The organism is Brevundimonas sp. GW821-FHT09G01 (genome assembly GCF_059416065.1).
On record NZ_JBWKOL010000009.1, the window covers coordinates 1 to 14,612 of the forward strand.

Consider the following 14,612-nt stretch of genomic DNA (forward strand, 5'->3'; position numbering starts at 1 on the left):
GTCTTGCCGTGGTCAACGTGACCGATCGTGCCGATGTTGCAGTGCGGCTTGGTGCGTTCGAACTTTTCCTTGGCCATTCTCTTCTCTCCGTCCCCTGAACAGGGGGCTTTGTCCTAGTTTTCAGGGGTCCGGCGGACCCTTGCGGATCCGCCGGGATGGGTTGGGGTTTAGGCGCTGTACTTCTTGATGACTTCGTCGGCGACGTGTTGCGGCACCGGCTCATAGTGGTCGTACTGCATGGTGAAGGCCGCGCGGCCCTGCGACATGCCGCGAAGCGTGTTCACATAGCCGAACATGTTGGCCAGCGGCACGAAGGCGTTCACGACGGTGGCGTTGCCGCGCATGTCCTGACCCTGGATCATGCCGCGACGGCCGTTCAGGTCGCCGATGACCGAACCGAGGTAGTCCTCGGGGGTCACGACTTCCACAGCCATGATCGGCTCGAGCAGCTTCGGCGCGCCCTTTTCCTTCAGTTCGCGGAACGCGGCGCGGGCCGCGATTTCGAACGCCAGGACCGAGGAGTCGACGTCGTGGAACTTGCCGTCCGTCAGGGTCGCCTTGAAGTCGATCAGCGGGAAGCCGGCCAGCAGGCCGCCGTCCTTGATGGACTCCAGCCCCTTCTCGACGCCCGGGATGTATTCCTTGGGCACCGCGCCGCCGACGATGGCGGATTCGAACACGAAGCCCGAACCCGGCTCGCCCGGCTCGAAGGTGATCATGACGCGGGCGAACTGGCCCGTACCGCCGGTCTGCTTCTTGTGCGTGTAGTCGATGTCGACCTTGCGGCCCAGCGATTCACGGTAGGCGACCTGCGGGGCGCCGATCGTCGCGTCGACCTTGTAGGTGCGGCGCAGGATGTCGATCTTGATGTCCAGGTGAAGCTCGCCCATCCCCTTCAGGATGGTCTGGCCCGACTCGTGGTCCGTCGAGACGGTGAACGAGGGATCTTCCGAGGCCAGCTTGGCCAGGGCGATGCCCAGCTTCTCCTGGTCGGCCTTGGTCTTGGGCTCGACCGAGATCTCGATGACCGGCGCCGGGAATTCCATCTTCTCGAGGATGACGGGCGACTTGATCGGGTCGCACAGGGTGTCCCCGGTGCGGGTGTCCTTCAGGCCGGCCAGGGCGACGATGTCGCCGGCGTAGGCTTCCTTGATGTCCTCGCGGTTGTTCGAGTGCATCTGCAGCATGCGGCCGACGCGTTCCTTGCGGTCACGGCTGGAGTTCAGCAGCGACATGCCGGTTTCCATCTTGCCCGAGTACAGGCGGCAGAAGGTCAGCGAGCCGACGAAGGGGTCGTCCATGATCTTGAACGCCAGAACCGACAGGGGTTCATCGTCCGAGGCGTGACGCACGACCGGCTCTTCGGTGCGGAAGTCGATGCCCGGGGTCGGCGGGATGTCCAGCGGCGACGGCAGGTAGTCGACGACGGCGTCCAGCAGCGTCTGCACGCCCTTGTTCTTGAACGCCGAGCCGCACAGGATCGGGTAGAAGGCGCCGGTCAGCACAGCCTTGCGGATGCACTTCTTCAGCGTCTCGACCGAGGGCTCCTGTCCGTCGAGGTAGGCTTCCATCGCCTCGTCGTCGAGTTCGACGGCGTTGTCGATCAGGTACTGACGGGCGGCCACGGCCTTGTCCATCAGGTCAGCCGGGATCTCGCCGACGGTGAAGTTGGCGCCCAGGGCGTCGTTGTCCCAGACCACCGAACGCATTTCGACGACGTCGACCAGGCCCGACAGCGAGCTTTCGGCGCCGATCGGGAATTGGATCGGCACGGCCTTGGCGCCCAGACGGTCGCGGATCGACTGGACCGAGGCGTCGAAGTCGGCGCCGATCTTGTCCATCTTGTTGACGAAGACGATGCGCGGCACCGAGTACTTGTCGGCCTGACGCCAGACGGTTTCGGTCTGCGGCTCGACGCCGGCGTTGCCGTCCAGCACCGTCACGGCGCCGTCGAGGACGCGCAGCGAGCGCTCGACTTCAATGGTGAAGTCCACGTGCCCGGGGGTGTCGATGATGTTGAGGCGCTTTTCTTTCCAGTAAGCGGTCGTCGCGGCCGACGTGATCGTGATGCCGCGTTCCTGCTCCTGGTCCATCCAGTCCATGGTGGCGGCGCCGTCGTGGACTTCGCCGATCTTGTGGGACTTGCCGGTGTAATACAGGATCCGCTCGGTCGTCGTCGTCTTGCCGGCGTCGATGTGCGCCATGATGCCGAAGTTGCGGTAGTCTTCGATTTTATGCGTGCGGGGCATGGGAGCGTGCCTTGCGGTCAATGCGGCGCCGCTTCGGGCGCCTCGGGAATGTTCGGATAAGCGAGCGCGGGCGATTTAGCTCAAACCGCCCGCGCCGGATAGTCGGTAGATAGGAACCCCCGGCCTTATCTTGAAGACCGGCGGCGTCCCGAAAGGCTTACCAGCGGTAGTGGCTGAAGGCGCGGTTGGCTTCGGCCATCTTGTGGGTGTCTTCGCGCTTCTTCACGGCGGTGCCGCGGTTGTTCGAAGCGTCCAGCAGCTCGGCGGCCAGCTTTTCCGTCATGGTGTTCTCACCACGCTTGCGCGCGGCGTTGACCAGCCAGCGGATGGCCAGGGCCTTGCGGCGGTCCGGACGGACTTCGACCGGCACCTGGTAGGTGGCGCCGCCGACGCGACGCGAGCGGACTTCGACGGCCGGGGCGACGTTTTCCAGCGCGGTGTGGAAGGTCGCGACGGGCTCCTGGTCCTTCTTCTTGTCGGCCAGGATGTCGAAGGCGCCGTACACGATGTTCTCGGCGACGGCCTTCTTACCTTCGTACATGACGTAGTTCATGAACTTGGTGACGGTCAGATCCTTGAACTTGGGATCCGGCAGAACTTCGCGCTTCTGTGCGCGGTGACGACGGGACATGGGCTTGGCCTTCTAAATCGGTATCGGACGGCCGGCCCGAACCCCGAAGGTCCCGGCCGGCGAATGGAATGAAGCGATCGCTTACTTCGGACGCTTGGCGCCGTAGTGCGAACGGCGCTGCTTGCGGTCCTTGACGCCTTGCGTGTCGAGCACGCCGCGCAGGATGTGGTAGCGAACGCCGGGAAGGTCCTTCACGCGGCCGCCGCGGATCAGCACAACCGAGTGCTCCTGCAGGTTGTGGCCTTCGCCCGGGATGTAGCACACGGCTTCGATGCCGGTGGTCAGACGGACCTTGGCGACCTTACGAAGCGCCGAGTTCGGCTTCTTCGGGGTCGTGGTGTAGACGCGGGTGCAGACGCCGCGGCGTTGCGGGCACCCCTTCAGGGCCGGGACCTTGTTACGGACCGGCTTGGGGGCGCGCGGCTTGCGGATCAGCTGGTTGATAGTCGGCATTCGAAACTCGTTCTCTTCGATCGATGGAAGCGTGTGCCTTTCGGCCGGAGCGCCTCGGTGAACCTTCTTTTGGACGACCGTCTCTCGACGAGGGGCCGCCCGGGTGTTGTCGATGGTGCGCAACACGCGCAACACCGGGGTCAAACGCAAAAACCGGAACGCGCGCTTTGGGCGTTCCGGCGGGCACAGCCCGTCGCATTCGATTGTCACGATCAGGATGGAGGTCCGGGGACATCCCTCGCGAAAGTGGGCGGCTTCTACGCGCGGAGGCCCGTCAGGTCAAGGGCGCAGCGCCCCGCGGGCCGGGGTTGACACCCCCTGCCCCCAAGCCTAGGTCCGCCACGCCTCATTTCCGAGGCGCAGAACGAATCCGAACCATGGACCCCTATCCTAGTCGCATCGGAGGCGCGGTCATCACCACCGCCTCCTCGCGCAAGACATCGAAGGTCGCCGCCGACCTCGGTCGGACGGGCGTGATCCGGAGTCTCGGCTAGGGGCTTCGGCCTCCGCTCGTCCCGCCGGCGTCCGCGCCGGCCGCAAGGAGACGAGCGATGAACATCCGCCGCCAAACCACCCCCGCCACGCCCCGCAAACCCCACGCCGCCTCCGGCCTGGAGCGCGAAGTCATCACCGCCGTGGTGGTTCTGTACCTGGTGCTCTCGGGCGCCATGCTGATCGTCCACTTCGCCCTGGGCGGAGACGACGAGACCCATCCGACGGTCACGTCGTCCACCTCCCCCAGCCACGCGGACGCCCCCGTCCGGCAGGAGGGCGCGCAATGACCGACCTGCTCACCACCCATGCCTCGAAGGTCTCGCCGACGGCCTGGCTGCGCCTGCGCCGCGGCGACGGCGCAGCCCTGGCCCACGCCGCCGCCGTGCACGGCTGCCGCTTCCCCGCCGCCGACGATGTCTTCGAGGAGGACGCCCGGTTCCTGTACCTGCCCGTCGCCAGCCTGGTGCGGGACGGTTCCGAGGTGCGCCAGCAGACCGTGATCTTCGCCCTGGGCGACGACGTCCTGATCACCCTGGAGCCCGCCGACGGCTTCCCGGCCTTCGACCGCGCGCCCGCCATGCTGGCGCGGCGGCCCGACCTGGGCGCGGGCCGGGCGGCGGTGATGTACGTCCTGCTGCTGGCCTTGAACGCCAACACGGACCATGTGCTCGGCCTCGCCAGCGGGGCGCTCGAGGGCGTCAACGACCGGATCCGCATGATCGCGGAAGGGGTCGACGAGACCGGCCAGAGCATCGACTCCAGCGACATCCACGATGCGATGGCCGACCTGAACGACAAGGAAGAGCTGATCTCGCGCATCCAGGAGAGCCAGCTCCTGCTGGAGCGCGCGGCCCGCTATCTCCGCCTCGAGATCGGCGGCGAGGCCCGGGACCTGCGCCAGTATGTCGAGACCCTGATCTCGGACATCGCCAGCGTGAAGGAGCACGCCGGGTTCGAGCACGACAAGGTCCGCTACCTGCAGAACTCGGTGATGACCTCGCTCAGCGTCAAGCAGAACGAGATCGTCAAGGTGTTCACCATCATCACGGCGGTCTTCCTGCCGCCCACCCTGGTGGCGACCTTCTACGGCATGAATTTCGCCGTCATGCCGGAGCTGGCGTGGAAGCACGGCTTCAGCTTCACCATCGTCCTGACCCTGCTCGCGGCCCTGCTGCCGCTGATCTACATCAAGAAGAAGGGCTGGCTGCGCTAACGGTCGGTGGGCGCGGCCGACGGAGGCGTGATGTGAACAGTGAAGGTCACGCGCCCCCCACTGTCGCCACCGCGTCCGCCCGGATTCGTTCGGGCCCGCCGGGCGCCCTCCAGGACCCTCGCGCCGAGGCCGGCGCCCCGCGGCGTCTCGGAAACGACCTGGCAGTCGTTCAGGGCGCCGTTCGATTGAACGACGCAGCTGAGCACGACCCGTCCCCCACGAAGCGGCGCCTCGGCGACCACATCAGGTAGGGTGGTTTCGGGCAAGGTCCCCGGATCCTGCGGCGCGGCGAGAACGGTGAGAAGCGCGAGAGCGAACATCCCCCGTTCTCTCACGCCTTGTCCGCTCGCGGAATGGCCCGGATCAAGCCGCAATACGGCCACGCTGGCCCCCTCCCCTGTGCGTGGACATCGGGGGTGGCGGTTGGCGGGACCAGCGCGACAGGCGGCGAGGACGCGGGCGGGACTGGTCGCGGCCTCCGTGGCGGCTCACATTCTCGTCCTCGGGGGGCTGGCCGTAACGGTGCTGGACGAGCCCGCCCGCGTGATGCCGCCCCAGCCGACCGTTCTCTACATCGAGATCGAGCCCCGGCCCCTGCTGGAGAATGAGCGGCCGCGGCCGGCGCCCCGACCGACGAGAGCTCAACCGGTCGAAGCTGCAGCCCCGACGGACGCCCGGCGCTCGGTCCTCGGCTTCCGCCTGCCCTTCCGGCGCGACCGGAAGGAGGATGAGACTGCTCCTTCCTCGACGCCCGAGCCCAGCCTTCCCTCGCCCGTTCCCGGCGCGCCTGCGCCTCCATCCGGCGCCGGGGCCTGGCAGGTCCGGCCCGAGACCATGGCCGACCGGGTCGGGCGCGGCCTGCGCACCCGCGGCGTGGGCTGCGCCAGCCCTCAGTTGCTGAGCCGCGAGGACCGCGCCCTGTGCGAGGACCGCTTCGGCGACCAGAGCGCCGAGGCCGCTCCCGTTTCGGGCACGGGCTCCCCCGAGCGCGACGCCCGCTTCGCCCGCCAGGGCGCGCGTGAACTCGCCGGCTATGCGGAACGGCGTGAAACCCGGGCCTCGCAGCGCGCCGAATGCGAAAAGAGCGGCCCGGTCGCGGACTGCGGGGTCGAGGTGAGCGTCGGCCTGTTCTCCAGCATCCACGGCTTCCTGCCCAACCAGCGACGAGAAGAGTGAAGCGGCCGCCCAGCGCCCCAATAAGGCCACGCTCGCCCCCTCCCCTGAACGCTGGATCGGGAGGACGAATGGCGGCGCCGACGCGGGTGAAGTCTGGTGACAGGAACCGCTGGCGCAAGCCGGTGCTGGTCGGCGCCTCCGTGGCCGCTCACGTCCTGGTCCTCGGCGGGCTGGCCGTGACGGTGCTGGACGAGCACACCCGTGAGCTTCCGGTCCAGCCGACCATCCTCTACGTCGAGATCGAGCCCCGCCCCCTGCTGGAGAACGAGCGGCCGCGGCCGCGTCCGACGCCCGAACCGCCGTCGGCCCAACCGGTCGACCCAGTCACTCCGGCGGGCGCCCAGCGCTCGGTCCTCGGTTTCCGCCTGCCGTTCCAGCGCAATAGGGACGAGGACGAGAACCGGCCCTCGACGCCCGCGCCCCGACTCGCCTCTCCCGTTCCCGGCGCGCCCGCGCCGCCGGCGGGGGCCGGGGCCTGGCAGGTGCGGCCCGACACCCTGGGCGACCGGGTCGGGCGCGGCCTGCGCACGCGGGGGCCGGGCTGCGCCAGTCCCCAGTTGCTGAGCCGCGAGGAGCGCGCCGTGTGCGAGGACCGCTTCGCCGAACGGGCCGCCGCCGCGCCTCCGATCGAGGGCGCCGGCAATCCCGAACGGGACGCCCAGTTCGCCCGCGAGGGCGCGCAGGCCCTGGCCCAGTATGAGGCGCGGCGCCGCCCCCTGGCCGGTGGGACCGGCGTGGTGGGCGTACAGGACGGCCCCGGCTCCAACTTCGGCATGGGCGTGGCGGGCGCGCATCTGGATCCCTCGTTCCAGCCGGATTCGACCCAGAACATCCGCACCCGCCGCGACGGCCCCCGTCCGGGCGGCGGGTCGCTGACCCCCGGCTCCTCCGCCCCCCGGGACTAGGATCGTCCCCTCACGGTCCAGGCCGGGTTCCCAGCTCCAGATAGCCGCCCGGCAGGAACCGGACCGTCAGCGGGTCCCCCGCGTCAGCGATCGATTCGTCGCTGACGTCGCGGCCCGTCCCATAATTGATCTGGACGTCCGGCCTGAACGGAACCCCGACCAGGGCGACGATCCGACTGCCGGGCGCCAGTCGGCGTCCGGTCACCGTCTCGCTTTCAAACGCCAGCGTGCGGGGCTCGCCCGGGGTCAGCAGCCGTCGCGACCGCCGGTCGTCCGCGTAGCTGGCGCGGCTCATCCACGAGCTCAGCCTGAAATAGCCGCCGTCCGCGCGGTGTTCGAACAGGACCACCTCCAGGTCTACGTCCCGCTTGTTGGTGACCACCTCCAGCCGTCCGAGGAACGACCCGGCGATCTCCAGCCCGTTCGGAAACGGCTCGGTCTCGAACCGCAGCGCCGCCGAGGTATCCAGCCGGCCGGGCGGAACCTCGACGTCCAGGCCGCTGCGGTCGGCCAGGTCCACCGTCAGGTCGATGGCCGCACCAGCGGTCGGCGCCGTCGGGGACAGGGCGTGCCCGCCGCCCGCCTCGGCCGCCTCCCCCAGGAACAGCCTCAGGCGATCCGGGGCCATCGCCTCCAGCGTCGGAACGTGGCGCCAGACATCGGCGCCCATGACCTGGAAATTCACCCGGTCGCTCAACGCCTCTGGCAAGGGCGCGCCGCGGAACACATGGTCGAACCACTGCATCCGGATCTCCGTCAGGTCGATGAGGGCGCTGCGGTCCAGATCGTAACCGTTGATCGACGCCAGGACCCCCGACTGCTGGGCGGTGTGGTGATAGGGGCCGACAATCAGGCGGTGGTCGGCGTCGGGTCGGTGGCGCAGATGCTCCCGGAAATAGTGCAGCGCCCCGACCATGCCGCCGTCGAAATAGCCGGTCTGGACGTAGACCGGGATGTCGATGTCGGCGAACTCGCGCCCCTGCGGGATCATCGCCTGCCAGAAGGCGTCGTAGTCCGGATGGTCCAGCCACGAGGCGAAGATCGGATTGGACCGGCCGTCGATCCTCGGCAGGTCGCGATAGGGCCGCCCGCTCAGGAACCAGTTCCGGTTCAGCCGCGCCCAGCGGTCGCGGTCGCCATAGGTGGTCTCGTCCAGCGCCGATCCGCTCGCCGCATACAGGGGCCACGGATAGGTGAAATTCTGGAAGACGCCGCCCTGCATGGGGAAGTCGATCCCCGGGGCGTTGGAGGCGTTGGTGGCGATGGCGCGCAACGCCCTGGGCCGGTGCTTCAGGGCCGCCCACTGGGTGAAGGCGTTGTAGCTGCCGCTGAACATGCCGACGCGGCCGTCGCTCCAGTCCCTCGCGGCCAGCCAGTCGATCACGGCGGCCGCGTCGGCGCCGTCATGCAGGTAGGGAACCGGATCGCCGGTGCTGCGCCCCTTTCCCCGCGAATAGGCCACCGCGCCCGCATAGCCCCTGGACGCCATCTGGACGGCGTCCGCGAAGCTCCAGTCGTCGCGGTTGTAGATCGTGAAGCTCATCAGGGTCGTCAGCCGCTCGGCGGCCGCTGTCCGGGGCCGCACCAGCAGGACCGCGATCTCAACCCCGTCGGCGGTCGGAACCAGCAGAGTGTCGTCGACGACGAAGCGGCGTTCGGCGTCGGCGCGGATCAGCGGTTCGGACGCCGGGATCAGATAACTCCAGACCTCCAGCGTCGCCCAGGCCGACACTGCGTCGGTGCCGGTGTCGCACTCCGTCAGGGCGACGCCCGCGCAGGCCGCCGCGGCCTGCGTCGCCCGCTCGCGCATCTGCTCAAGGTTCGCGCCGTAGTACGGCAGCACCGCCGCCATCTCCCCGTCCGGCAGCGCGGCGTACAGCTCCGCGAATGCTCGGGCCAGGGCCGCGTCCTTGCCGATCCCCGCCGCTTCGTGCGCGCGGGCCCGGGCGTAGATGCGCAGCGGCGTCAGGGCCGCGGCGCGCCCGGGCTGCTGCGCACGAAGCTGGTCGGCCAGCGTCACCGCCGCCGCCTCGGCCTCGGCGTATCGTCCGGCGGCCAGCAGCAGCCGCAATCGCCGGCCCGTCGGCGCGGCGTCCGCCGACCGGTCGAGCAGTTGCGCGGCCGCTGCGCTGAAGCGCGTGTCAAATGTCGGAGCCTGGGCCCGCACCTCCACGGACCAAACACACAACACCAGCGCCAGACACAGCGATACAAGACGGATCATGGGGAATACCTCCAGCTCACCGCCGGAGATAGCGTCACCGTGGACGGTCGGGCCGGAATGCGGCCGTTCGACATCCGGCGTCGGTGAACCGACGGCGGGTTACGGCTAGAGGACGCGGTCGCGCACCCGCTTGGAACCCGCGCGGCTGGTCTGGATCAGATCCCCGTCCTCCATGTGCAGCAGCAGGCGTCCGTTGCCCGCGGGCTCGGCCCGGGCGATGCGGTCCAGATTGACGATGTGTGATCGATGGACCCGGGCGAAACGGTCGGCGTCCAGGGCCGCCTCGAACTCCGCCAGGGTCATCCGCACCAGATGGCGGCCGCCGATGGTCCTCACCTCCGCATAGTCGTCGGCGCCGGCGATGCTGACGATGCCCGCCACCTCGATCGGCCGCAGGTCGTCGCCGCTGCGGATGAAGTATCGCGACAGGCTGTTCGGTTCGGCCTCGACCTGCCCCGCCTCGACCAGGACGGCGGGCGCCGCGGCCGGCCGCGCGTCCAGATGGGTCAGGGCGGCGATCAGGCCATAGGTCGTCAGGTTCTGCAGCGACTGCCAGGCCATCGCCCGGGGATCAAAGGGCCGCACGTCGAACTCGGTCGCCGACACCCCGTTGATCAGGCCCAGCAGCACCAGCAGCGACCAGTAGGCCAGCAGGACGAACGCCGTGGCCAGGACGGCATGCCCCACGGCGGTCCAGACAGGCGACCGCCCCAGCACATGGCGGACGATCAGTCCGCGCGCCGCCAGTCCCAGCAGGACCACGGGAACGGCGTTGGCGATCCCGCCCGCCAGCGCTTGGGGGACGCCGCCGTGGCCGACGACCAGGAACACCGCCGTATAGGCGGCCACGATCAGACAGGCCCCCGCCGCCACCCAGCGCAGGGACAGCGGTCGGGCGGATCCTCGCGGCTGCACGGTCTCGCGGCTCATCCGAGGCTTATGTTCTCGGCGCGGGTCCGCGCGCAATAGCGACGGTCGCCCAATTGAAAAGGGGCGGCTCCGTCGCCGGAACCGCCCCCGTTTCAGTCTTTCAGGTCCGTGACCCGGATCAGCCTTCCGACTGTTCCAGTTCCAGGGCCAGGTCGGCCGGCAGCGGCTCGACCGAGTCCTCGCGGGCCTGGGTCAGTTCAGCGTCACGCTCGTTGGCGATCTTCTGCAGGCTGCGCAGGTAGGCGCCCGTACCGGCCGGGATCAGGCGGCCGACGATGACGTTTTCCTTCAGGCCTTCCAGGGTGTCGCGCTTGCCGTTGACCGAGGCGTCGGTGAGGACGCGGGTGGTCTCCTGGAACGACGCCGCCGAGATGAAGCTGCGGGTCTGCAGCGACGCCTTGGTGATGCCCAGCAGGACCGGCTGCGTGGTGGCCAGACGGCCGCCGCGCTTCTCGACCTTCTGGTTCTCCAGAACGGCTTCGGCCACTTCGACGGTGTCGCCGCGGATCAGGGTGGTTTCACCCGAATCCAGCACTTCCACCTTCTGCAGCATCTGACGGACGATGACCTCGATGTGCTTGTCGTTGATCGGCACGCCCTGCAGTCGGTAGACCTCCTGCACTTCGTTCACCAGATACTCGGCCAGCGCCTCGACGCCCTGGATGCGCAGCAGATCGTGCGGATCCGGGTTGCCGTCGATGATGTAGTCGCCCTTCTGGATCAGATCGCCGTCGTGGACGGAGATGTGCTTGCCCTTCGGGATCAGGAACTCGACCGCCTCGCCCTGGTTGCCGTCGGCATCCGGCTCCGGGGTGATCTTGATGCGGCGCTTGTTCTTGTAGTCGCGACCGAACTCAACGCGGCCATCCATCTCGGCGATGACGGCGCAGTCCTTCGGACGGCGGGCTTCGAACAGTTCGGCGACGCGCGGCAGACCGCCGGTGATGTCGCGGGTCTTGGCGCCTTCGGTCGGGACGCGGGCGATGATTTCGCCCGGCTTGACCTCGTCGCCGTTGTTCACGGACAGAACCGCGCCCACCGGCAGCAGGTAACGGGCGTCGGAGCCCGAGGCCAGCTTGGCGTAGGCGTCGCCGTTGGTCACGCCCATGGCCGGACGCAGGTCCGAACCGCGGGGCGAGGCGCGCCAGTCGCTGACGACGCGCTGGGCGATGCCCGTCGCTTCGTCGGTCTCTTCCTTGACGGAGAGGCCTTCGACCAGGTCCTCGAAGCGCACCGTACCGGCGACTTCCGTCAGGATCGGGGTGGTGTAGGGATCCCACTCCGCCAGACGCTGGCTCTTGGCGACATCGCCGCCTTCCTTGACGCGGATGCGGGCGCCGTACGGGACCTTGTGGGTCTCGCGGTCCTTGCCGTCGACCACGATGGTGATCGTAACGTTGCGGCTCATGGCCACCAGATCGCCGTGCGCGGCCTTGACGGTCGGGCCGTTGATCCGGGCGGCGCCGGGGTTGGTCGCCTCGTAGAACGAGGTTTCCGCCACCTGGGCCGTACCGCCGATGTGGAAGGTCCGCATCGTCAGCTGGGTGCCGGGCTCGCCGATCGACTGGGCGGCGATGACGCCCACCGCTTCGCCGATGTTGACGTTGGTGCCGCGCGCCAGGTCACGGCCGTAGCAGAAGGCGCAGATGCCGGCTTCGGCTTCGCACGTCAGGGCCGAACGGACCTTGATCGACTGCACGCCGGCCTTGTCGATGACCTCGACTTCTTCTTCCTGCAGGTAGGTGTCCGCCGGGAACAGGACGGTGTCGCCGCCCGGCTCCTTGATGTCCTCGGCCGCGTAACGGCCCAGCACGCGTTGACCCAGCGAGACCAGCACGTCGCCGCCTTCGACCACGGCGCGCAGGGTGATGCCCCGCGTCGAGCCGCAATCGTCCTCGGTGACGATCGAGTCCTGCGCCACGTCGACCAGACGACGCGTCAGATAGCCGGAGTTGGCGGTCTTCAGCGCGGTGTCGGCCAGACCCTTACGGGCGCCGTGGGTGGAGTTGAAGTACTCAAGGACGGTCAGGCCTTCCTTGAAGTTCGAGATGATCGGCGTCTCGATGATCTCGCCCGAGGGCTTGGCCATCAGGCCGCGCATGCCGCCCAGCTGCTTCATCTGCGCCTGCGAACCACGGGCGCCGGAGTTGGCCATCATGAACACCGAGTTGATGTCGGGGTTCTGACCCTTGATCAGCACGCGGGGCTGGGCGATCTCGCCCATCATCGCGTCGGCGATCTTGTCCGTGGCCTTGGCCCAGGCGTCGACGACCTTGTTGTACTTCTCACCCTTGGTAATCAGGCCGTCGGCGTACTGTTGCTCGTACTCCTCGACCTGGGTGCGGGTGTCGGCGACCAGACCGGCCTTGGCGGCCGGAATGACGATGTCGTCCTTGCCGAACGAAATGCCGGCCTTGGCCGCTTCGCGGAAGCCCAGCTGCATCATCTGGTCGGCGAAGATGACCGTCGCCTTCTGACCACAGTGACGGTAGACCTGATCGATCAGGTTGCCGATTTCCTTCTTGGTCAGGTTCTTCTCAAGCAGGCGGTAGCCGATGTTGGCGTTGTGCGGCAGCAGGGCGCCCAGCTTCATCCGGCCCGGCGTCGTGTCGATGACCTTGGTCACGACTTCGCCGGCGGCGTTCATCTCGGTCCAGCGCGCCTTGATCTTGGTGTGCAGGGTCACGACGGCGGCGTCGAGCGCGGCGTCGATCTCGCCCATATTGGCGAACAGCTTGCCTTCGCCCTTCTCGCCTTCCTTGACCAGCGACAGGTAGTACAGGCCCAGGACGATGTCCTGCGACGGCACGATGATCGGCTTGCCGTTGGCGGGCGACAGAATGTTGTTCGTCGACATCATCAGGACGCGCGCTTCCAGCTGGGCCTCGAGGCTCAGCGGGACGTGCACGGCCATCTGGTCGCCGTCGAAGTCGGCGTTGAACGCGGTACAGACCAGCGGGTGCAGGCGGATGGCCTTGCCCTCGATCAGCTTCGGCTCAAACGCCTGGATGCCCAGACGGTGAAGCGTCGGCGCGCGGTTCAGCAGGACCGGGTGCTCGCGGATGACCTCGTCCAGGATGTCCCAGACCTGCGGCTGCTCGCGCTCGACCATGCGCTTGGACTGTTTGACGGTGCCCGACAGGCCCTTGGCGTCCAGACGCGCATAGATGAACGGCTTGAACAGCTCCAGCGCCATCTTCTTGGGCAGGCCGCACTCGTGCAGCTTCAGCTCGGGACCCACGGTGATGACCGAACGGCCCGAGTAGTCGACGCGCTTGCCCAGAAGGTTCTGGCGGAAGCGGCCCTGCTTGCCCTTCAGCATGTCGGCCAGCGACTTCAGCGGACGCTTGTTGGCGCCCGTGATCACCCGGCCGCGACGGCCGTTGTCGAACAGGGCGTCGACCGATTCCTGCAGCATCCGCTTTTCGTTGCGGATGATGATGTCCGGCGCGCGCAGCTCGATCAGGCGCTTCAGGCGGTTGTTACGGTTGATGACCCGGCGATACAGGTCGTTCAGGTCCGACGTCGCGAAGCGGCCGCCGTCCAGCGGCACCAGCGGGCGCAGTTCCGGCGGGATGACCGGCACGACCGTCAGGATCATCCACTCGGGCTTGTTGCCGCTCTCGAGGAAGGCCTCGATCAGCTTCAGGCGCTTGGAGGCCTTCTTGGCCTTCATTTCCGAGGGGCTGTCGGCCAGTTCGCCGCGGTGCTTCTCGGCTTCCGCGTGCAGGTCGATGCCCATCAGCAGGTTGCGGACGGCCTCGGCGCCGATCTCGGCGGTGAAGCCGTCATCGCCGAACTCTTCCTGGTAGCGGTAGAACTCGTCTTCCGTCAGCAGTTGGTTCTGCTTCAGCGGGGTCAGGCCCGGCTCGGTGACGATGTAGTTCTCGAAGTACAGGACGCGTTCCACGTCCTTCAGCGCCATGTCCAGCATCAGCGAGATGCGCGACGGCAGCGACTTCAGGAACCAGATGTGGGCGACCGGCGAGGCCAGTTCGATGTGGCCCATGCGCTCGCGGCGGACGCGGGCCAGGGTGACCTCGACGCCGCACTTCTCGCAGATGATGCCCTTGTACTTCATGCGCTTGTACTTGCCGCACAGGCATTCGTAGTCCTTGGTCGGGCCAAAGATACGGGCGCAGAACAGGCCGTCACGCTCGGGCTTGAACGTGCGGTAGTTGATGGTCTCCGGCTTCTTGATCTCGCCGAACGACCACGAGCGGATCTTCTCCGGCGAGGCCAGGGCGATCCGGATCTGGTCGAAGGTCGGGGTGACCGGGACCGGGTTGAAGATGTTCAGGACTTCCTGGTTCATCTTTATTCCTTCTGCGGGGTG

Annotated in this window: 12 protein-coding genes; 4 read left to right on the forward strand and 8 right to left on the reverse strand. The window is 68.0% G+C overall.

Annotated features, from left to right (window positions below; genetic code table 11):
* The 4 genes from AC07NB_RS15275 to rpsL all read right to left on the reverse strand — a co-directional run.
* Nucleotides 1-77, reverse strand: a 77-nt coding sequence (locus AC07NB_RS15275; RefSeq protein ID WP_007443273.1) for a hypothetical protein, incomplete at its 3' end; no start/stop codon positions are given.
* Nucleotides 78-167: 90 nt separating this feature from the next.
* Complete coding sequence (gene fusA, locus AC07NB_RS15280) at nt 168-2,249, reverse strand: elongation factor G (RefSeq protein WP_492312701.1); 2,082 nt, start codon at nt 2,247-2,249, stop codon at nt 168-170.
* A 157-nt stretch (nt 2,250-2,406) separates the two neighbouring features.
* Entirely contained in the window at nt 2,407-2,880 is a 474-nt protein-coding gene (rpsG, locus tag AC07NB_RS15285) for a 30S ribosomal protein S7 (protein ID WP_168044696.1), read from the reverse strand.
* An 81-nt stretch (nt 2,881-2,961) separates the two neighbouring features.
* The gene (gene rpsL / locus AC07NB_RS15290; RefSeq protein ID WP_056453566.1) at nt 2,962-3,333 is read right to left on the reverse strand and encodes a 30S ribosomal protein S12; all 372 of its coding nucleotides are present in this window, start codon (nt 3,331-3,333) and stop codon (nt 2,962-2,964) included.
* Between the two features lie 551 nt (nt 3,334-3,884).
* On the opposite strand from rpsL, the gene AC07NB_RS15295 reads away from it, so the two are divergent.
* Together AC07NB_RS15295 and AC07NB_RS15300 are read left to right on the forward strand one after the other, a co-directional pair.
* A complete protein-coding gene (locus tag AC07NB_RS15295) occupies nt 3,885-4,115 on the forward strand; it encodes a hypothetical protein (RefSeq protein ID WP_291839787.1) in 231 nt (76 codons plus the stop codon).
* Nucleotides 4,112-5,041, forward strand: coding sequence for a CorA family divalent cation transporter (locus AC07NB_RS15300; protein ID WP_492312699.1), 930 nt, complete (start codon nt 4,112-4,114; stop codon nt 5,039-5,041). The genes AC07NB_RS15295 and AC07NB_RS15300 overlap by 4 nt, the downstream gene beginning before the upstream one ends.
* On the opposite strand, the gene AC07NB_RS15305 is transcribed toward AC07NB_RS15300, so the two are convergent.
* On the reverse strand, nt 5,038-5,361 hold the full coding sequence (locus AC07NB_RS15305) for a TonB family protein (RefSeq protein ID WP_492312698.1): 324 nt from the start codon (nt 5,359-5,361) through the stop codon (nt 5,038-5,040). The genes AC07NB_RS15300 and AC07NB_RS15305 overlap by 4 nt on opposite strands.
* A 160-nt stretch (nt 5,362-5,521) precedes the next feature.
* Here AC07NB_RS15305 and AC07NB_RS15310 point away from each other — a divergent pair, with 160 nt between their 5' ends.
* The gene (locus tag AC07NB_RS15310) at nt 5,522-6,217 is read left to right on the forward strand and encodes a hypothetical protein (protein ID WP_291839781.1); all 696 of its coding nucleotides are present in this window, start codon (nt 5,522-5,524) and stop codon (nt 6,215-6,217) included.
* A gap of 68 nt (nt 6,218-6,285) precedes the next feature.
* Nucleotides 6,286-7,122, forward strand: coding sequence for a hypothetical protein (locus tag AC07NB_RS15315; protein ID WP_494572122.1), 837 nt, complete (start codon nt 6,286-6,288; stop codon nt 7,120-7,122).
* A gap of 10 nt (nt 7,123-7,132) precedes the next feature.
* Here the strand turns inward: AC07NB_RS15315 and AC07NB_RS15320 are convergent, their stop codons facing one another.
* The 3 genes from AC07NB_RS15320 to rpoC form a co-directional block, all read right to left on the reverse strand.
* Nucleotides 7,133-9,346: a CocE/NonD family hydrolase gene (locus tag AC07NB_RS15320; protein WP_494572121.1), complete on the reverse strand. Its 2,214-nt coding sequence runs from the start codon at nt 9,344-9,346 to the stop codon at nt 7,133-7,135.
* Between the two features lie 105 nt (nt 9,347-9,451).
* Nucleotides 9,452-10,276, reverse strand: a complete 825-nt coding sequence (locus AC07NB_RS15325) for a LytR/AlgR family response regulator transcription factor (protein ID WP_494572120.1) — start codon at nt 10,274-10,276, stop codon at nt 9,452-9,454.
* 118 nt (nt 10,277-10,394) lie between these two features.
* Nucleotides 10,395-14,591 (reverse strand): DNA-directed RNA polymerase subunit beta', encoded by a 4,197-nt coding sequence (rpoC, locus tag AC07NB_RS15330; RefSeq protein ID WP_494572119.1) that lies wholly within the window; start codon nt 14,589-14,591, stop codon nt 10,395-10,397.
* Nucleotides 14,592-14,612: the final 21 nt, after the last annotated feature.

Coding starts and splice junctions, on each gene's coding strand:
- AC07NB_RS15315 (WP_494572122.1), top strand. CDS start 6,286: ATGGCGGCGCCGACGCGGGTGAAGTCTGGTGACAGGAACCGCTGGCGC.
- AC07NB_RS15325 (WP_494572120.1), bottom strand. CDS start 10,276: ATGAGCCGCGAGACCGTGCAGCCGCGAGGATCCGCCCGACCGCTGTCC.
- rpoC (WP_494572119.1), bottom strand. CDS start 14,591: ATGAACCAGGAAGTCCTGAACATCTTCAACCCGGTCCCGGTCACCCCG.
- rpsG (WP_168044696.1), bottom strand. CDS start 2,880: ATGTCCCGTCGTCACCGCGCACAGAAGCGCGAAGTTCTGCCGGATCCC.
- rpsL (WP_056453566.1), bottom strand. CDS start 3,333: ATGCCGACTATCAACCAGCTGATCCGCAAGCCGCGCGCCCCCAAGCCG.
- fusA (WP_492312701.1), bottom strand. CDS start 2,249: ATGCCCCGCACGCATAAAATCGAAGACTACCGCAACTTCGGCATCATG.
- AC07NB_RS15305 (WP_492312698.1), bottom strand. CDS start 5,361: ATGTTCGCTCTCGCGCTTCTCACCGTTCTCGCCGCGCCGCAGGATCCG.
- AC07NB_RS15295 (WP_291839787.1), top strand. CDS start 3,885: ATGAACATCCGCCGCCAAACCACCCCCGCCACGCCCCGCAAACCCCAC.
- AC07NB_RS15300 (WP_492312699.1), top strand. CDS start 4,112: ATGACCGACCTGCTCACCACCCATGCCTCGAAGGTCTCGCCGACGGCC.
- AC07NB_RS15320 (WP_494572121.1), bottom strand. CDS start 9,346: ATGATCCGTCTTGTATCGCTGTGTCTGGCGCTGGTGTTGTGTGTTTGG.